The following is a 19,906-nucleotide window of genomic DNA, read 5'->3' as shown; positions in this document are numbered from 1 at the left end:
TTACAGAGGTCTGTTAAAGTGCGATACTTTAAATTATGCTTTTTTTACATTTACTGCCTGTAATCCTTTTCTGCCTTCTTCTACTTCGTATGTAACGTTATCGTTATCTTTAATGGCGTTTACGCCGCCTTGTACATCTTTAAAGTGTACAAAAAGATCTTTACCATCGTCGGTAACAATAAAACCATAACCTTTTTGTGTGTTAAACCATTTTACTTTTCCAGTTTTCATAAATTATTATAATTGTTGTATAAAAAAATTGTGTTAAAGATTAAAAAACTAAATCCAACCTGAATAAAATAGCGTTTACTTTCAGAAAGGACATAGAAAAACCAATCTTTATCAAATATATAAAATAATTAATAACCAAATAAAATTATTTATTAGGTTGCGGAGTTAGGCGTAAATAGGGTTTAACCAGTGTAAAACCTTTCGGAAATTTTGCAGGGATGTCTTCCGTTTTAATTGCAGGCACTACAACTACCTCTTCGCCATCCTTCCAGTCGGCAGGTGTTGCCACACTGTATTTGGCAGTTAATTGCAACGAATCTATCACCCTTAATATCTCCTGGAAGTTTCTTCCGGTTGATGCAGGATAAGTAATAATCAGTTTAATGGTTTTATCAGGCGCAATGATAAATAATGATCGTACAGTTGCAGTCAAAGATGCATTTGGATGGATCATATCATAACTCAGGGCAATTTCACGATTCTCATCCCCTATTATCGGGAAGTTAACCTCAACATCCTGTGTTTCATTTATATCCTTGATCCAGCCTGCATGCGATTCAACCGAATCAACGCTCAAGGCAATCACCTTAACGTTACGTTTATCAAACTCACTTTTTAATGATGCCGTTTTACCTAATTCTGTAGTACAAACGGGTGTATAATCTGCCGGGTGCGAAAACAATACCCCCCAGCTATCGCCCAAATAATCGTAAAAATCAATTTCTCCTAATGATGTTTTTGCTTTAAAGTTTGGAGCTAAATCTCCCAATCGTAAACTCATAATAATAGAATTTTAATATTTTAATAATGCACTAAGGTAGGCGATTGTTTGATAAATAAATAGGAATAAGAAAAAATACTATAAATTATATAGACTTTGTATATAAAAAATTACTTCAACATTATACATTAATGTTTGTTGTACATTTTTAATGCTTTTACAAGCTATACATCTATGGAAAGACATACTTATGATACCGGTATAATTGGTAACTGCTCCTTTTTGGCGCATATAAATAAAAACACAAATATCGACTGGCTTTGCTGGCCGCGTTTTGACAGTACTTTTATTTTTGGAGGCTTGCTTGATAAAAACAAGGGCGGCATATTCTCTATTTTGCCTAATAACGAAGAATATACTTCACATCAGTATTATCTTGAAAACACCAACGTTCTGATCACAGAGATAACTACCGCTAAAGGGGCTAAATACAGGGTTACTGATTTTGCACCGCGTTTATATGAGCACCAGCGTTATTACAAACCCTTAATGCTGATCCGTAAAATTGAAGCTTTAGAAGGTTCGCCACAGATTGTGGTGAAGTGTGAGCCCGTTTCTGATTATGGTAAAGTAAAACTCCATGTAAACCGTGGCAGTAACCACATCCAGTTTTTAGGTGGCGATGAAAGCATCAGGTTAACAACTAATATATCAATCAGCTATGTTTTTGATGAGCAGCCATTTGTACTGAATGAGCCAAAATATTTGGTGATGACCTATGGCGAGCCATTAGAAGCACCATTGATTAGTACGGCCGAAAGATTTTTGCGCGAAACGGTTCAATACTGGCGTACATGGATCAAACACTCTTCTATTGCTACCTATTTTCAACCATTTGTGATCAGGTCTGCATTGGCTTTAAAAATACACCAGTATGAAGATACCGGGGCTATAATTGCTGCAAGTACCACCAGTTTGCCGGAATCACCTGGGAGCGGCCGTAACTGGGACTACCGTTACTGCTGGTTGCGCGATACTTACTATGTAATAACAGCGCTTAACCACATTGGCCATTTTGAGGAAATGGAAAAATACTTTAGTTATGTTACTGATATTTCTTCGAATGAGGATTCACGCTATCAGCCTTTATATGGTATCACCGGTAAAAAAGACTTGGTTGAAGAGGTTTTAACAGACCTTGAAGGATATATGGGGAACCAGCCAGTGCGCATTGGCAACCAGGCCTCGGAACATATTCAGAATGATATTTACGGGCAGGTACTTATTTCATTGCTCCCGCTCTATACCGATCACCGGTTTATATTTTCGGAGCGAAAGGATTCCGTAAGATGGATAGAGTCACTGCTCACTAAAATAGAAAGCACCATTGATGAAAAAGATGCCGGAATCTGGGAGTTCAGGAATATGGCAAATATTCATTGCTACAGCAACCTGTTTCAATGGGCCGGTGCATCAGCAGCCGAAAAAATGGCCAGAACAATTGATAACCAGGAATTAGTTGCCAAAGCGATTTCGTTAAAAGAACGTGCCGCTGTACATATTGAAAGCTGTTATGATCCGGTTAGAAAAGTTTATACTAACTCGGCAGGCAGCTCTAACCTGGATGCAAGTACCCTTCAATTGATTATGATGAATTATCTCGACCCGGCATCAGACAGGGCAAAAGATCACCTGATTGCATTAGAGAAAGAGTTAAAGGCATCCAATGGTTTATTTTACAGGTATTTATACAAAGATGATTTTGGAAAGCCGAAAACAACTTTCCTGATCTGTGCCTTTTGGTATGTTGAAGCATTAGCTGCTGTAGGACGCATTGATGATGCCATGCGCGAGTTTGAAAACCTGCTGCAGTACTCTAATCACCTATTATTATTCAGCGAGGATGTTGATGAGGAAACAGGTAGCCAATGGGGTAATTTCCCGCAAGCCTATAGCCATGTTGGATTAATGAATGCCGCCTACCGCATAGCCATGAAATTAGACAGGCCGATATTTTTATAGATAGAAGGGGTTAAAGGGTAAAGGCGAAAAAAGTGAAGGGTGAAAGGTAAAAGGTTAAGGGTTTTGCGATATTATAAATTAAAGATGAGTGAATAATAAATGATTCACATTAAACCTTTTACCATTACGCTTCCAGCTTTAGCCTTTACCTTTCGCCCTTAAACTTCAATCCTTTAACTTTTCACCTTTAGCCTAATGCACAGGTACATTCTCTGTAAAGTTTAACAGTAGTTTCCTTACTTCGGCGGGGTTTCTTAAATAGAATTTTGCGGCTGAAACATTACTTCCAACTTTTATAGTTAATGCACTATCAGGCAATGCCTTAAATACGTCCTCATCGGTATAATCATCGCCGAAAGCTATAATAAAATCATAATCGTCTTTTTCAACCAACATCATAGCGGCCTTACCTTTATTGATCTCCATATTTTTTACCTCCAGCACTTTGTCGCCGGGTAAAAGTTGTAGTCCTTTATCGCTTGCCAGGTATTTCAGGTTGTTCATTAATTCGTTGGCGCGCAGCTCGCCTAAGCCCTTTTGTGCATTACGGTAATGCCATACTAAGGAGTATGTTTTTTCTTCGATGAATGAGCCGGGAGTTCTGTCTACATAGGTTTCTAACACCGGGTATATCTCCTGCTTCCAACTATCCGAAAGGCCTGATATTTTATGCCACGATGTATTTTGCTGTTTAAACCATGAACCATGCTCCGCAATTAAGTACATGTTTTTATCGCCAAACCATTCACTCAGGTTTTCGTGCTTTCGCCCGCTGATAAGTACCAGTTCATTTGCCGGATCTTCGCTCAGCTTATCTATAATCGAATACAATTCCTTATCAGGCGATGCATCTTCAATATTGGATTTAAAATTTACCAGTGTGCCATCATAATCTAAAAAGATGATCCTCTTTTTGGTTTTTATATAACGGTTAATAATGGATTGTTCTGTACTAAAACTTACGTGCCTTGATTGCATGGAGCGCTGCATCAGCTTTACTTCTTTTAAACGCTCCATAAATATCTTTACCCAGTGTTTGATATTGAACTTGGCAACCAACTGCCTCATTTGCTGCATACGGCGTTGCTGTTCTTCCAAAGGCATATTAAGGGCAGTTATAATAGCATCGCAAACCTCAATTGTATTATTGGGGTTTACGATCAGTGCATCTATCAATTCTTTTGATGCACCTGCCATTTCGCTTAGTATCAATACGCCATCATTATTTATGCGGCTGGCTACATATTCCTTACTTACCAGGTTCATCCCATCGCGGATGGGCGTTACCAGGCAAACATCAGCCGAATAGTATAATGCCGATAAGGTTTCTATCGAAAATGATCGGTAATAATAATGGATGGGCGTCCAGTCAAGGTTACGGTACATCGCGTTAATATTACCAACCCTTTTGTCAATTTCATCGCGGAGGTGTGCATATTGCGGTACAGTATCCCTTGAAGGTACCACAATCATTTGAAGGGTTACTTTTTCAATATATTCCGGGTGGCGTTGCAACAAATGCTCAAATGCTTCTAAACGCTGTAATATACCCTTGCTGTAATCAAGCCTGTCTATTGACAGGATGAGCTTGCTGCTTTTAAACGTTTCTTTTATCAAAGCAATCTGATCAATAACTTCTTTTTCTAACGGAAGTGATGAATATTTCTTTTCATCAATCCCCATCGGGAAGGATTCAACTACAATTGATCTTTCTCCGGTGGTAATAATATTTGAGGACGATGTTACGGGTAAAATACGGGTTGCAGCCCCTAAAAAGTGCCGAACATCATCAAACGTATGGAAGCCGATCAGATCGGCCCCGAGCATTCCATCCAACAGTTCGTAACGCCAGGGTATAAGCCTGAACATTTCGTTAGATGGGAATGGGATATGCAAAAAGAAGCCGATCGAAATATCAGGCATTTCTTTGCGTAACAAAGCGGGTAAAAGTAATAACTGGTAATCATGGATCCATATCACATCGCCAGGTTCGGCAATGTCTAATATGGCATCTTTAAATTTCTGATTTACAATATTATAATAATCCCAGTTGGATTGTTTGTAAACCGAATAGGTGGATACATAATAATGGAATACAGGCCACAGTACATCATTAGAAAAGCCTTCATAATACTGGCTGATCTCTTCCTGATCCAGAAATACAGGAACAAGGCTTAAATCGTCGAGCTGACCTTTAATTTTCTTACGATCATCGAAGTCACCAACTTCAATACCCGGCCAGCCTATCCATTTATTGTTACCGGATTTATATATTGATCCCAAACCGGTAGCAAGTCCACCTTCGCTTGTTGAAAAAGTATATCCATCACCAGCTTTGGCAATTTTTACGGGCAACCTGTTTGAAACAATTATTGTCTTAGACATATAAGTAGATTTTAATAAACAACCTATCAATTAAAAATTTAACTGAAAGGTTATATTATTAAAAGGCTTATAGCCTGAAGTTGTTTTAAATTAATGTATAATAATGCTCAAAAAGGCCGTTTTTAAAACAAAAAAAGCCATTCACCCAAAAAGGTGAATAGCTTAAAAGTTAAATTAATATGTTGGGTAAATTATTTTACCTGTTTAAAAAACTCAACATTACCAGAGTTGGTAACGCGTACCAAAACTTCGTGACTTGTGTTTTTCAAATCAACAAAATATGAAGTTGGTTCAATGTCGCTGTTTAATGACTCATTAGCCTGGTAAACAATTACATCGCCTGCTGTGTAACCTTTGTAGTCATCAGCAATCAATTTTTGTGATTTAGCAGGGATAGCTTTGTAGGTAGTATATTGAGTTGTACCTAAAAATTCACCTGATAAATTGTAGAATGCAGTTTTCTTAACGCCATCAGAAACGAAGTCAACCTTCTGGCAATTTTTTGTAACTGTCCAAACTACATTTGTAGCATTTGAAAAGTCAGCACTAAATGCTTGTTGTACAGCATATGAAGCTGTAGTTGTACCGTCATTTACTTTTTTACCACCATCAGCAGCAAATACACTAACGCTTAATAAAGCAGCAGTTGTAATAGTTAAAAATATCTTTTTCATGTTATGTTAAATTTTAAATCCATAACAAAAGTAGGGTTTTATTGGTAACTATTGCAATTTTATTTCACTTTTATGAATATTTCATAATTATACCAGTTTTTTGGTGCTAAATTTAAATTATTGTAACCTACTTAGTGTATTTTTTACAATATGTAAACTTTAAAAAGTATAAAAAAAGCCACTAACACTATTGTTAATGGCTTTTTTACATGGAGTTAACGTTAAAAAAGCTGATTATTAGCTTTCAGTTAATACGCTTGTTGTTTTGTAATTATCTAAACTTATTGATAATTAATAGTATGCTCTGATAATCTATTAGTTTGAAAGTTAAAATCAACCATTATCGGCAAAGCCGGGATATAAGGTCATGCCGCCATCCATAAAAATGGTAGTACCGGTTATATAGTCAGCCTCGTCTGATGCCAGCCATGTGGCCAGTTTGCCAATATCATCGGGCTCGCCAATCCTATTGTAAGGTATCAGCGTTAATAATTTGCTTAATGCTTCCTGGGTATCCCACGCCGATTTATTTATAGGCGTTTGGATAGCTCCGGGGCCTATGGCCACAACTCTTATTTTATGCGGGGCAAGCTCCTGGGCTATGCTTTTCATAAACATGGCTATACCGCCTTTGCTGGCTGCATAATTAACATGACCGGCCCAAGGTATAACCTCATGTACACTGCTCATACATATTATTTTACCTGCTGCCTTGCTCCTGCCTTCAACCACGCCCCTGCGGATAAATTCTTTAGCTGCTTCGCGCGAGCAAAGGAACTGGCCGGTAAGGTTTATGCTGATAACCGTATTCCATTGATCTAAGGTCATATCAACAAAGCGCGAATCCTTTTGCAGGCCGGCATTGTTTACCAAAATATCAATAGTGCCATATTGCTGGTACATTTCGGCAAACATGGCCTGCACCTCGCTTTCATTACTTATGTCTGCGTGAATGGCGTAGGCTTTACCGCCAGCGGCTGTTATTTCGTCAACGGTTTGTTGTGCAACTTCGTGGGCATCCACGTGATTGATGATCACATTTGCTCCGGCTGCTGCCAGTGCCAATGCTACACCTTTGCCTATGCCGCTGTCGGCTCCTGTAACTAATGCTGATTGTCCTTTTAATGATGATGAATCCATAGGGGTAAGTTAATTGTTGTATATAAAGCTAATATATTTTCAACAATAAAGTTTTACCCACCTGTAACTAAAGCTTACAGGGCCTTTATATAGTCTAAAAACAGATACAAAGCTTTCTTTTTATCTTCGGTAAGGCTAAAATCAAGTTTGTGCATCAGGTAATCTTCCAAATCAAAGTCGGCCCTTGGGGTAAGTGTTTTCAATACTTCGGCCCTGTTATCCAAACCTAATTTTAAGGCCTGGTTAAACTCCGCCATAAATTCTGCTGAGATAGGTTTGTTAGCTATCCATGCCGCAAAAGTGAAAGGCAGGCCGGTTAGTTTTTGCCATTCTTCGGATAGGTCGTAAACAAATTTATATTGTCCCTTTTTTCCAAAGGTGCGGTCGCCAATTTGAACAAAGGCGGTAGTTGCATCGGTTGATTGTGAATAGTCGGCAGCATCAACAACTAATTCCGGTGTTATTTTCCAGTAGTTTTTAAGTAATACTTTTGACAGGTTATTTGACGAACGCGACTGTGGATCAAGCTGTAAGGTTTTTACATCCTTAATATCGCAATTGCTAAAAATAAAAACAGAGTTTACTGCACCAATAGCACCAATACAGTAATCAGATACTATTTCCCACTGCGGCAGGCTTAAAGCCGCTGCTACAGGGATTAAACCAATATCAGCTACATCATCAATCAGTTTTTGGGCACAATCCGTTGGGGTATCAAGGCTAAGTTCTATCTGGTTGATAATAGCTGAATGTTCAAGGCCATATATAAAAGGTTTGGTGTTGGTATAGCTAACTGCTGATATTCTGATCTTTTTCACAGGGGGTAGATGTATATTATTAGGAATTTTTCAGGTGATTTGCATCATTAAAATCAATGATCTTGTATTTATTGCCATTATAGGCAACTTTATACAATACCAGGTTTTGATGCGGAAAGCCATCCATTTCAGTAAGCGGCTTATCAGTAAGCAGGCATAAAATAAGGCGAAGCGCCCGGCCATGCATGCAAATAAGTACTGTTTCTTCTTCCGGATGACTCATTATTACTTCAAGGGCCTCTAACTGCCTTTTCTTTACTTCGTTGGGGCTTTCGCCGCCTTCAAATTTTGAATCGAGCCTGCCATCAAGCCAATCGCGCATAATTTGCAGAAAGGCTGCTTTATTTTCGGGCGTACTTGGCTGTCCTTCATGGATGCCCCAGCCTAACTCGTCGAGCCCTGAAAGTTTTTCGTAAGGTATACCCAGATCAATGAACGGCTGAACACTTTGCTGGGTACGTTTAAGCGCAGATATGTAGATCTTATCAAAAGGTACCTGTTTGTAGGCTTCAAAGAACAAGTGCGCCTGTTTGCGGCCTTCATCATTCAGGTCGGTATTCATACCCCGGCCCTGTATAATGCCTTGTTTATTCAGATCTGTTTGCCCGTGGCGGACGATGTATAGTGTTTTAGTCATTAGCTCACTTTGTCATTAAGTTATTTGTCATCAGCTTATTGTATAGCATTGCTAATAACCTGATGACAAATACCCACTGACTAATTTATTACAGGCAATTTATAAAATTGAGGTTTTGCTTCCTGCGGAAACTCAAAGTTGGTATAATCTGTTACCACATTATATAAGGTATCCCTTTCAATAGGTTCCCTGCCAACATTTTTTATCAACTCAACCAATTGCCTGGTGCTCATTCCTGGGTGCTGCTCTTCGGCACCTGCCATTGAGTATATTTTTGTAGTATCGTCAAGCGTACCATCAATATCGTCAACACCAAAGTTTAATGATAATTGTGCAGTGGTACGGCTTATCATAGCCCAGTATGCTTTTATATGATCAAAGTTATCCAGGTAGATCCGTGCAATAGCATAGTTCCTTAAATCCTCAACCACGGTTGATTCCGGCACGTGCGACATCTGGTTATCCTGGTTTCGGAATTTTAAGGGGATAAAGGTTTGGAAACCACCTGTTCTGTCCTGCAATTCACGCAATCTTTCCATGTGATCAACCCGGTGCCAAAACTCTTCAATATGGCCATAAAGCATGGTTGCGTTTGAGCGTTGCCCTAACTTATGCCACTCTTCGTGAATTGCCAGCCATTGATCGCCTGTGCATTTATCTTTTGAAATTTTTTCTCTTACTTCAGGATGGAAGATTTCGGCACCACCGCCTGGTATTGAACCTAAACCGGCTTCATACATCAGGCGCATACCAGTTGCATAATCAATTTTGGCCTTTTTAAATATGTAATGATATTCAACCGGGGTTAATGCTTTGATGTGCAGTTCGGGGCGGTGTTCTCTGATCCGGCTGAACAGTTCGCTGTAAAAAGCAACATCATACTGCGGTAATACACCACCTACAATATGTACTTCGGTAACAGGTTCGCCATCGTACTTTTTAACTATGTCAAACATCTCGTCCATAGTATATTCCCAACCTTCAGACTTTTGCTTGAGTAAGCGGGAGTAGGAACAAAATTTGCAATCGTAAACGCAAAGATTTGTTGGCTCGATATGGAAATTACGGTTGAAGTAGGTTTTGTTTCCGTGCCGCTTTTCGCGGATATAGTTGGCTAATATGCCCAGATACCCAAGTTCGCCTTCTTTATATAGCAAAACACCTTCATCAAAAGTAATACGCTCCCTGCGCAGTACTTTTTCGGCAATTTGTTTTAAACCGGCAGATAAATGCGGATTCTGTAATAATAGCAGTAAATTATTTTCAGCTTCCATTAAAAAAAACTTTGTGCAAAAATAGGAAATGTTAACGTAAAGATTGAACTGAATGTAACAAGATGTGTTAATAAATATATAAAGACGCTTCTTTAGCTTTAAGATAAATGTTGAAACATTAAATATGACCAATAACTGACCAATTAACTTTCTGCTTGGGTAAATACCTAACTATAACTGCCTCTTCAAAGTCTATAATCATGCACTGATGTAATGGTTAGTATAGTATAAACCACAAACAAACATAACCCCTGCTAAAGCACCATCAAACTATGGAGCAGTTGAGGGTATGGAGTACTTAATGCTTTCATTTTTTAAATTTATTTGTATAAGTATACTTAAATACATAACTGAACATTAAGTTTGTTACAAAATCACTACACATGAAGATTGAAACTATAGCCATACATGCCGGTAACCACGTTGATGCAACCTCAAAAGCAGTTATACAGCCAATTGTACTGTCAAGTACTTTTGAGCGCGGTACTGATGGAACTTACCCCGGTGGGCATATATACAGCAGGATCAGCAACCCCAACCGTACCCTGCTTGAAAATGTATTGGCAAAGTTAGAAGGTGGTGTTGATGCGGCATCATTTTCATCAGGCAATGCTGCTGGCATGGCTGTTTTTCAGTCGCTGCTCCCGGGTACACATATTATAGCCCCCGATGACATGTATCATGGTTTACGTAATCAGCTTAAAAACTTGTTTGCAGGTATATTGACCTTTGATTTTATTGATGTTAATGATACCAATGTTTTACAAAAACATATCAGGCCCGAAACGGGGTTAATATGGATTGAAACCCCATCAAACCCGCTATTAAAAATAACGGATGTTAAAAAAGTAGTAGCTATTGCCAAAACTAAAGGCATAAAAGTGGCATGCGACAATACATTTGCCACCCCAATATGCCAGCAACCACTTGCTTTGGGTGCCGATTTGGTTATGCACTCCTGCACCAAATACTTTGGTGGACATAGTGATTTAATAGGCGGTGCGCTAATAACCAATGATAAAAGTGACTGGTGGCTAAAGATAAGGAAGGTGCAGGAATTGGGTGGCGCTATCCCCTCGCCTATGGATTGTTATATGCTAACGCGAAGTATTAAAACTTTACCTTACCGCATGCGCGGCCATGTAAACAATGCCCAATTATTAGCTGCATTCTTAGAGAGCCATTCAAAGGTTGAAAAAGTAATGTATCCCGGTTTATTATCGCATCCGCAGCACCAGATAGCAAAAGAACAGATGATGAACTTTGGCGGGATGCTGTCTTTCTGCCTGGCAGATGGGCCTGACGAAGCCCGGCGGGTAATTAACAAACTTAAAATATTTACCCAGGCAACCAGCTTAGGCGGTGTGGAAAGTTTAATTGAACACCGCGCATCGGTTGAAGGCCCTGATACCAAAACACCTTTCAATTTATTAAGGGTATCTGTAGGATTAGAACATATCGACGACCTGATTGAAGACCTTGAGCAAGCGTTTGCCAAATAAAAACTTACAAAAGCAGGGAGATCAACCTCCCTGCTTTTGGCTTTTCTATCAGTAAATAAAAATAAAATTTGGTATTTTAATATTTATCACCTTATCTTTGAAACAATATTTGGTAGCAATACCATGATCATTACCTCCGCAAAAGGTTTTGATTTATAAAGAAGCGGCGAGAGATCAGGCTCAATTACCCGCTGGCAACCCTTCAATGGTGAAGAAGGTGCCAATTCCTGTCCCGGCAAATAACACCGGGGAATATAAATTAACAACCATGAAAAATTTGATTAACACAATTTTCCAAAACATTTTTAAGGCGCCCAAAAGCACTGCTATATTATACGTTTATAGTCCTACAAATGGCTATATGTGTATTTGTTGCTGCTGCTAAGCCTTAACACGTTTTACCTTTTCTTTTTCCCGAAAACGTTACGTGTTTCACAAAGGTGTTCTATACCCCATTGTGACCAATTAATCAACAAATTTCAAAAAACCATTAAATCTTAAAATTATGTCATCTGCCAATTTAAAATTCGAAACATTGCAGCTACATGCAGGTCAGGAGGTTGATCCAACAACAGGTTCACGCGCTGTACCACTTTATCAAACTACATCATACGTATTTAAAAGTGCTGAGCACGGTGCAAACCTGTTTGCGCTTAAAGAGTTTGGTAACATCTATACCCGTTTAATGAACCCCACTACAGATGTTTTTGAAAAACGCATAGCCGCTTTAGAAGGTGGCGTTGCCGCTTTAGCAACAGCATCGGGCCAGGCAGCACAGTTTATTGCATTAAATAATATATTGCAGGTTGGCGATAATTTTGTGACCTCCCCTTTTCTTTATGGGGGCACATACAATCAGTTTAAAGTAGCCTTTAAACGCTTGGGCATTGATGCACGTTTTTCAAAAGATGATACTGCCGAAAATCTTGAACTATTAATTGACAATAAAACAAAGGCCATTTACCTTGAAACTATAGGTAACCCCGGTTTTAACATAGCTGATTTTGAAAAGGTATCGGCATTGGCAAAAAAGCATGATCTGCCTTTAATAGTTGACAATACTTTTGGTGCAGGTGGTTATCTTTTCCGCCCGATAGAACATGGGGCTAATGTAGTAGTTGAATCAACTACCAAATGGATTGGCGGGCATGGTACCAGCATTGGCGGTGTGATAGTTGACGGTGGTAATTATAATTGGGGAAATGGCAAGTTTCCGCAGTTTACTGAGCCATCCGAAGGTTATCATGGTTTAGTATTTGCCGATGTATTTGGCATAGGCGGCCCGTTTGGGAATATCCAGTTTATCATCAGGGCCCGGGTAGAAGGTCTGCGTGATTTTGGGCCTTCGCAATCTCCATTCAATTCATGGTTAACCATACAGGGCTTAGAAACACTTTCGCTGCGTGTGCAGCGCCATGTAGATAATACGCTTGAACTGGCCAAATGGCTGGAACAACATCCGCAGGTTGAAAAAGTAAACTATCCGGGGTTGCCATCATCACCACACCATGTTTTAGCTAAAAAGTATTTAAAAAATGGATTTGGCGCCGTATTAACCTTTGATATTAAAGGCGATAAAGCAAATGCCAGCAAATTTATTGATAGCCTGCAATTGGTAAGCCATTTAGCTAATGTTGGTGATGCCAAAACACTGATCATTCAGCCATCGGCCACAACGCATCAGCAATTATCAGATGCAGAACAATTATCGGCAGGTGTACTGCCAAACTCATTGCGCATTGCAGTTGGGTTAGAACATATAGACGATCTGAAAGCAGATCTGGAACAAGCCTTTGCTAAAATAAAAGCACAGGCCCACGAATTAGTATAGTTTTTAAAGTGATATAGTAAAGTTATTAAGGGTTTGGTTGCCTGGAATACAGGCACCTGCCCCGGATAACAAAAATGAAAATGGACTTCGAAATATTTAAATATCAAGGATCTTTTAAGCTCGAATCGGGCAGGGAGTTAAGTGAGTTACAAATAGGTTTTCATACTTACGGAACATTAAATAAAAACGCGGATAATGTGGTTTGGGTATGCCATGCCCTTACTGCAAACTCCGACGTTTACGATTGGTGGAAAGGTCTTTTTGGCGATAATAACTACTTTAACCCTGATGAGCATTTTGTAGTATGTGCCAATATTTTAGGCTCGCCATACGGCACAACTAACCCTCTAAGTATTGATCCGGCAACAGGGCAGCCTTATTACCTGTCTTTTCCGCAGTTTACCATCAGAGATATTGTAGGTGCACACCAGTTATTGGCGGCACATCTAAAAATTAAAAATATTCATATCCTTATCGGTGGCTCATTAGGTGGTCAGCAAGCCGCTGAATGGGCAATTATTGAACCTGAACGAATTAAAAACCTGATACTGATTGCTTCAAATGCAAAGCATTCTCCCTGGGGAATTGCATTTAATGAGTCGCAACGATTAGCGATTGATGCCGACAGTACATTTTATTCAAATACACCTGATGGCGGTAGCAAAGGCTTAAAGGCAGCAAGAAGCATAGCGCTCCTATCCTACCGTAATTATAAAACTTATGCAGTTACCCAACAGGAAGAAGCAGATGCTTTACTTGATAACTTTAAAGCAGCAACTTACCAGAGTTACCAGGGCGAGAAGTTAGTGAACCGTTACAATGCTTACAGCTATTGGTATTTATCAAAATGTATGGATTCGCACAATGTGGGCCGTAACAGGCATGGTGTTGAAAAAGCTTTAAGTTTAATAAAGGCACGTACATTGGTTATCGGTATTAAATCTGATGTTTTATTCCCGATAGAAGAACAACAGTATCTTTTCAGGCATATTCCAAAATCGGCCTTTGCCGAGTTGGAGTCGTTTTATGGCCATGATGGATTTTTGATTGAAACAGAATTATTAACAAACGTAATAACATCGTTTTTTAAAACGGATGTAAAAGGAAAAATTATAGAATTGCAACGGACTGCATAATGAGTAAAAAATTAAACATAGGCCTATTTGGCTTTGGCGTTGTTGGCCAGGGCTTGTACGACATCATCAAGACAAAAAACCTTAACCTGGAGATTGTTAAGATAGCCATTAAGGATTCGCATAAAGAACGGTCCCTGCCGGCACATTTATTTACTACCGAAAGGGATGAGCTGCTGAATAACCCCGAGATAAATACCATTGTTGAACTGATAAACGATACCGAAGCTGCATTTGAAATTGTATCAAGGGCATTAAGCTCGGGGAAAAATGTGGTATCGGCCAGTAAAAAAATGATCGCCCTTCATTTAGAAGAGCTGATAGCCCTGCAACATAAACACGGTACATCTTTATTATACGAAGGTGCGGTTTGTGGCAGTATCCCCATCATCCGTAACCTGGAAGAATATTATGACAATGAATTGCTGCACTCCATCAGCGGAATTTTTAATGGTTCATCAAACTACATACTTTCAAAAGGATTTAATGAAGGTTTGGATTATGATTCGGCATTGAAACAAGCGCAAGACCTTGGCTTTGCCGAAACCGACCCAACAAGTGATGTGGGCGGCTATGATGCTAAATATAAATTAGTAATTGCTGCTTCGCATGCTTATGGCGTTATTGTTCAGCCTGATGAGGTTTTTAATTTAGGGATCCAAAACCTGGCTGCCAACGATATTCAATATGCCCGCGAAAAGAACCTGAAAATTAAACTGGTTCCGGTTGCGAAGGAATTGGACGACCGCCATGTTGCCTTATTTGTTTTGCCCAAGTTTGTAAACGATAAGGAGTTTTTATACAACGTGGAGTATGAATATAATGGTGTAATTGTACAGGCTGCATTTGCCGATCAGCAATTCTTTTTTGGTAAGGGAGCCGGCGGCCACCCAACAGGATCAGCTGTACTGTCAGACATTGCCGCACTTCGTTATGGTTATCAGTACGAATATAAAAAGGCTAAGGAGCGTAAGGGCCTTAACTTTACCAACAATATTGAACTGAATATTTATTTAAGATATGATGACGAAAGCCTTGTTGAAGCATTGAATTTCTCGCATATCCATGAGCGCTATTATTCCGGTAGCTATAAGTTTGTGATCGGGAAGATAAACCTTCAAAACCTGGTTGATAACCAGCAACTGATTGCTGATGGCAAAGCCTTTGTTGCTTTTGCAGATCAGTTAGCCGGTATTGAGTTAGCTAAAGAAGTAGCCCAGGTAGCCGAAGCCTCCTAATGATTTTTTTTATAGATTTTATAGTTTTTAAAAATGGCTCCTTTACCGGGGCCTTTTTTATGGGCTATAATTAAAATATGAATTGCCTTAGTATAGTGGTTTGCTATATTTGCGCTAACCTAATAAAAAACGGCTGATGTCAAAACTTGCTAAACTGTTAATTAACAAACCCCTGGTATATACTTTGTATTTTGGATTGAGTTTTTTTGCCGTTGCCAAGAGTGTTATTTTAAGCCATATCCATAACAACTACTTTGTTTATAAGTATAACTTTATCAACGTTATTCATCAGCATACGGTATTTGGCCCACAGCCTGAACACTTTACCGACCTGAATCATTACGGCCCGGCTTTTGCCATCTTAATGGCCCCTTTTGCCCTACTGCCAGATGGATTGGGTGTAATACTTTGGGTAATGTTTAACGCCTTGGTTTTATTTAAGGCGGTACAGCTTTTACCAATAAAAGATACGCATAAAACCATTATTCTGCTGGTATGTGCACATGAACTGATGACCTCGGCCTCAAACGTGGAGATCAACCCTTTAATTGGCGGCTTGATTATATTAAGTTTTGTATTTATCAGGGATAAAAAGGATTTTTGGGCTGCCCTGATGATCATCATCGGTACCTTTATAAAGCTTTATGGTATAGTTGGTCTGGCTTTCTTTTTCTTATCAAAAGATAAACTGAAGTTTATTTTAGGGCTTGTATTTTGGTCAGTTATACTGTTTGTACTGCCGATGTTTATTTCGTCGCCAGCATACATTATTCAAACTTATCACGATTGGTATGGCGACCTGGTTGCCAAAAATCTAAGTAACATGGGCTTTACCCTACAGGATGTTTCTGTAATGGGCATGATCCGCAATATTTTTAATTACCACCAACTTTCAAACATAGTGGTGTTAGTACCAGGTTTATTACTATTTGGCTTATGGTATTTGAGGATAAAATATTATGAGGTTTTACCTTACCAGTTATTGTTGCTGGCATCAACACTCATCTTTGTTATAATTTTCAGCAGCTCGTCCGAATCGCCTACCTATATCATTGCGGTAGCTGGTCTGGCCATTTGGTATATGAACCTTAACAGGCCATTCACAACGCTTGAAGTTTCACTATTTATTTTCGCTTTCCTGTTCACCATCATGTCACCATCTGATTTGTTTCCCCAGTATATAAAATTCCACCTGGTAGTGCCTTATAAGTTAAAGGCACTTCCCTGCTTTTTAATATGGTTAAAAATCACGTATGAGATTTGTACCCGTAATTTTGACCGGGATTTAGCAGTTAATAAAGAAATTTCAGCATAATAAATTATTAACATTGCCGGGTAAAAAAAAGCCTCATTAATACTAATGAGGCTTTTTCTTTTTTATTTGGAAATTTTTAAATATCCCTGTCTGTTTCCCAGTTCTCCAGGTAGTCAGCTACACGCCTAACAAACGATCCTCCTAAGGCACCATCAACCACACGGTGATCGTAAGATAAGGATAAGAACATCATGTGGCGGATGCCGATCATATCACCTTGAAGCGTTTCAATTACAGCCGGTTTCTTTTTAATGGCACCCACAGCTAATATTGCTACTTGAGGTTGGTTAATTATTGGTGTACCCATAACATTACCAAACGTGCCAACATTGGTAATGGTGAAGGTACCGCCCTGCACGTCATCCGGTTTTAGCTTGTTATTACGGGCACGGCTTGCCAGGTCGTTAACAGCTTTGGTAAGCCCTATCAGGTTCAGTTCATCAGCCTTTTTAATTACCGGCACAATCAGGTTACCGCTTGGTAAGGCAGTAGCCATACTGATATTTATATCTTTCTTTTTAATGATCTGTGTACCGTTTACCTGTACATTGATCATCGGCAGATCTTTTATTGCTCTTACAACCGCTTCAATAAATATTGGTGTAAAGGTTATCTTCTCTCCTTCTCTTTTTTCAAAGCTGGCTTTAATACGCTCGCGCCATAAAACAAGGTTAGTAACATCGGCCTCAACAAATGATGTTACATGTGGCGATGTATGCTTGCTCATTACCATGTGATCGGCAATTAAGCGGCGCATCCTGTCCATCTCAATAATTTCATCACCGCCTGATAAGGATATTGCTTTGCTTTCAACAGGCGCAGGTTTTACTGCTTCGGGCTGCGGAGCCGGAGCAACTGGTTCTGATTTCGTTGCTTCAACAACCGGTGCGGTTTTTGGGGCAGCAGCAACTGGCTCAGGAGCTTTAACTTCGGCTGCTGGTTGTGGTGCAGGTATTGCAGCAACAGGCTCAGGTAAACTTTCAATAGCTGGTTCAGCTGCTTTTGGAGCAGGTGTACCTGCTTTGTACCTGTTTTGAACGTAGTTTAAAAGATCGTCCTTGGTTAAGCGCCCTTCGGCACCAGTTCCCGGGATCTGATCAAGCTCAGCATTGCTGATACCTTCCTGCGTTGCTATGTTTTTAACCAATGGCGAATAAAAGCGTAATGAACCTTTTGAGGCATCATCAGCTTTTTCGTCGGCTTTTTGTTCTAATTGTTCAGTAAAAGGAACCTCTGTAATTTCATTACGTTGCTCAGCAAATACCGGTGCTTTGTATTCTTCCGGGGTTTTCATTTGCTCAACAGGTTCAGGTGTAGCAACCGGCGCAACAGCAGCAGCCTCCTGTAAAGGTGCTTTTACTTCTTCTACTGGTTTTGGTGTTGCTACAGGTGCTTCAGGAGCTGGCTGATGTACCGGAGCGGCTACAGGCTGCTCTTTAACTTCTTCAGGTTCGTTGGTTTCAATTATCGCAATAACTGCACCCACCTGTACTACATCATTATCTTTGTATAGTTGCTCAAGCAACTTGCCCGATACGGGCGACGGAACATCGGAATCAACTTTATCGGTAGCAATTTCCATTACTGTTTCGTCGGCTTCAATATGATCGCCCGGATTTTTGTTCCATTTGATCACTGTTGCTTCAGCAACACTTTCACCCATTTTTGGCAGTAACAGTTTATATTTAGCCATAGACACTATATAGATATAAGGCCAAAATTACCTGATTTTATTGTAATTTCTCACTTTCGCGGAGTAAAGTATTCAACATATTTAAAGCCGAAATTGCGCTCCTTTCGATGTTTTGCTTGCGTTTATTACCGAATGTTAATTTCTTTACTACTGTTTTGTTGGCAGATGCTACGGCAATCCACACAGTACCAACGGGTTTATCCGGAGTGCCCCCATCAGGGCCGGCAATACCTGTTACCGCAAGTGCAAAATCTGATTTGAAATTTTTCAGGGCACCTGTTACCATTTCATTGGCAGTTTCTTCACTTACTGCTCCAAATTTTTCAAGTGTCTGGCTTTTTACACCCAAAATATGCTCCTTTAACTCGTACGAATAAGATACCGCACCACCAAAAAACACTTTTGATGAGCCTGCATGCTGCGTAATTAAATGAGAAATGTAGCCACCTGTACAGCTTTCAGCAACCGATAGTGTAAGGCCTTTTTGCTCCATATAGTTCAATATGGCTTTTTCAATAGGTATATCCTCTTCGGCTGCAACTACGTTTTTAACCCGTTCAACTATTTTGGCAGCAAATTCATTGATCCCGGCTTTTACAATGGCTTCATCTTCGCCATAGCCACTTAGTCTTAATCTCACCGAGCCCAACTTTGGCAAGTAAGCTAATTTAATAAACGGAGGTAATGAATCTTCAATATCAGCAATTCTTTCTGCTAAAAACGATTCACCCTCACCCACAGTTAATATGGTTTTATGAATGATAACCGGCAGCGTAAAGGTCGATTTTAGTTTGGGTATCACTGCATCTTCCATCATATACATCATCTCGTGCGGTACGCCCGGCATCGAAACATATATTTTGCCTTTTTCATTAAACCACATACCGGGTGCAGTACCGTTCTTGTTCAGTATAACTTCGCAATTGGCGGGTATTTGTGCCTGCAGGCGGTTAACATCAAGCATGGGCCTGTTGTAGCGCGAAAATATCTGAATCACATTATCCAGTGCTTCTTTACTTTCAACCATGCCCACACCAAAGTATTCGGCTATGGTCTTTTTGGTAATATCATCCTTTGTGGGGCCAAGGCCGCCGGTTATTAAAATAATATCGGCACGCTTGCTTGCTTCTGCAAGTGCTGTTAATATATGTTTTTTATCGTCAGACACGGATGAGATCTGTTTGATGCGGACACCAATATTATTAAGCTCAGCCGCCATCCATGCCGAGTTGGTATCAACAATCTGCCCTATAAGTATTTCGTCGCCAATGGTAATTATTTCTGCAAGCATA

16 protein-coding genes and 1 riboswitch are annotated in these 19,906 nt (G+C 39.7%); of the genes, 6 read left to right on the top strand and 10 right to left on the bottom strand.

Annotation, left to right across the window (positions count from 1 at the left end):
- Nucleotides 1-33: 33 nt before the first annotated feature.
- Both ACQY4U_RS20595 and ACQY4U_RS20590 read right to left on the bottom strand, forming a co-directional pair.
- The gene (locus ACQY4U_RS20595) at nt 34-231 is read right to left on the bottom strand and encodes a cold-shock protein (RefSeq protein WP_073400201.1); all 198 of its coding nucleotides are present in this window, start codon (nt 229-231) and stop codon (nt 34-36) included.
- Between the two features lie 145 nt (nt 232-376).
- Nucleotides 377-1,012, bottom strand: a complete 636-nt coding sequence (locus ACQY4U_RS20590) for a peroxiredoxin (RefSeq protein WP_428331346.1) — start codon at nt 1,010-1,012, stop codon at nt 377-379.
- A gap of 174 nt (nt 1,013-1,186) precedes the next feature.
- Between ACQY4U_RS20590 and ACQY4U_RS20585 the strand changes: the two genes are divergently transcribed.
- Nucleotides 1,187-2,974, top strand: coding sequence for a glycoside hydrolase family 15 protein (locus tag ACQY4U_RS20585; RefSeq protein WP_428331345.1), 1,788 nt, complete (start codon nt 1,187-1,189; stop codon nt 2,972-2,974).
- 192 nt (nt 2,975-3,166) lie between these two features.
- Here ACQY4U_RS20585 and ACQY4U_RS20580 read toward each other — a convergent pair whose 3' ends face one another.
- The 6 genes from ACQY4U_RS20580 to mqnE form a co-directional block, all read right to left on the bottom strand.
- On the bottom strand, nt 3,167-5,359 hold the full coding sequence (locus tag ACQY4U_RS20580) for a bifunctional alpha,alpha-trehalose-phosphate synthase (UDP-forming)/trehalose-phosphatase (protein WP_428331344.1): 2,193 nt from the start codon (nt 5,357-5,359) through the stop codon (nt 3,167-3,169).
- 191 nt (nt 5,360-5,550) lie between these two features.
- Complete coding sequence (locus tag ACQY4U_RS20575; RefSeq protein WP_428331343.1) at nt 5,551-6,033, bottom strand: hypothetical protein; 483 nt, start codon at nt 6,031-6,033, stop codon at nt 5,551-5,553.
- 333 nt (nt 6,034-6,366) lie between these two features.
- The gene (locus ACQY4U_RS20570; RefSeq protein ID WP_428331342.1) at nt 6,367-7,173 is read right to left on the bottom strand and encodes an SDR family oxidoreductase; all 807 of its coding nucleotides are present in this window, start codon (nt 7,171-7,173) and stop codon (nt 6,367-6,369) included.
- 74 nt (nt 7,174-7,247) lie between these two features.
- Entirely contained in the window at nt 7,248-7,991 is a 744-nt protein-coding gene (locus ACQY4U_RS20565) for a menaquinone biosynthetic enzyme MqnA/MqnD family protein (protein ID WP_428331341.1), read from the bottom strand.
- Nucleotides 7,992-8,010: 19 nt separating this feature from the next.
- Nucleotides 8,011-8,628 (bottom strand): histidine phosphatase family protein, encoded by a 618-nt coding sequence (locus ACQY4U_RS20560; RefSeq protein WP_428331340.1) that lies wholly within the window; start codon nt 8,626-8,628, stop codon nt 8,011-8,013.
- An 80-nt stretch (nt 8,629-8,708) separates the two neighbouring features.
- Entirely contained in the window at nt 8,709-9,902 is a 1,194-nt protein-coding gene (gene mqnE / locus ACQY4U_RS20555) for an aminofutalosine synthase MqnE (RefSeq protein WP_428331339.1), read from the bottom strand.
- Nucleotides 9,903-10,285: 383 nt separating this feature from the next.
- On the opposite strand from mqnE, the gene ACQY4U_RS20550 reads away from it, so the two are divergent.
- From ACQY4U_RS20550 to ACQY4U_RS20530, 5 genes are all read left to right on the top strand, one after another.
- Entirely contained in the window at nt 10,286-11,404 is a 1,119-nt protein-coding gene (locus tag ACQY4U_RS20550) for a trans-sulfuration enzyme family protein (RefSeq protein WP_428331338.1), read from the top strand.
- A 150-nt stretch (nt 11,405-11,554) separates the two neighbouring features.
- A riboswitch (SAM riboswitch) is annotated at nt 11,555-11,665 on the top strand.
- Nucleotides 11,666-11,909: 244 nt separating this feature from the next.
- Nucleotides 11,910-13,235: an O-acetylhomoserine aminocarboxypropyltransferase/cysteine synthase family protein gene (locus ACQY4U_RS20545; protein WP_428331337.1), complete on the top strand. Its 1,326-nt coding sequence runs from the start codon at nt 11,910-11,912 to the stop codon at nt 13,233-13,235.
- Nucleotides 13,236-13,315: 80 nt separating this feature from the next.
- Nucleotides 13,316-14,371: a homoserine O-acetyltransferase family protein gene (locus ACQY4U_RS20540; RefSeq protein ID WP_428331764.1), complete on the top strand. Its 1,056-nt coding sequence runs from the start codon at nt 13,316-13,318 to the stop codon at nt 14,369-14,371.
- Nucleotides 14,371-15,606 carry a homoserine dehydrogenase gene (locus tag ACQY4U_RS20535; RefSeq protein WP_428331336.1) on the top strand — a complete coding sequence of 412 codons (1,236 nt, stop codon included), beginning with the start codon at nt 14,371-14,373 and terminating at the stop codon, nt 15,604-15,606. The genes ACQY4U_RS20540 and ACQY4U_RS20535 overlap by 1 nt, the downstream gene beginning before the upstream one ends.
- Nucleotides 15,607-15,742: 136 nt before the next feature.
- Nucleotides 15,743-16,921 (top strand): glycosyltransferase family 87 protein, encoded by a 1,179-nt coding sequence (locus tag ACQY4U_RS20530; RefSeq protein WP_428331335.1) that lies wholly within the window; start codon nt 15,743-15,745, stop codon nt 16,919-16,921.
- A 76-nt stretch (nt 16,922-16,997) separates the two neighbouring features.
- Here ACQY4U_RS20530 and ACQY4U_RS20525 read toward each other — a convergent pair whose 3' ends face one another.
- Together ACQY4U_RS20525 and ACQY4U_RS20520 are read right to left on the bottom strand one after the other, a co-directional pair.
- The gene (locus tag ACQY4U_RS20525; RefSeq protein ID WP_428331334.1) at nt 16,998-18,614 is read right to left on the bottom strand and encodes a 2-oxo acid dehydrogenase subunit E2; all 1,617 of its coding nucleotides are present in this window, start codon (nt 18,612-18,614) and stop codon (nt 16,998-17,000) included.
- A 37-nt stretch (nt 18,615-18,651) separates the two neighbouring features.
- Nucleotides 18,652-19,905 (bottom strand): competence/damage-inducible protein A, encoded by a 1,254-nt coding sequence (locus ACQY4U_RS20520; RefSeq protein ID WP_428331333.1) that lies wholly within the window; start codon nt 19,903-19,905, stop codon nt 18,652-18,654.
- Nucleotide 19,906 lies beyond the last annotated feature (1 nt).

Origin of the sequence: Mucilaginibacter sp. (assembly GCF_965277465.1) — a bacterium.
Lineage (GTDB): Bacteria > Bacteroidota > Bacteroidia > Sphingobacteriales > Sphingobacteriaceae > Mucilaginibacter.
The sequence above is the reverse complement of the archived record's forward strand: the minus strand, read 5'-3'. Positions and strand labels throughout refer to the sequence as shown.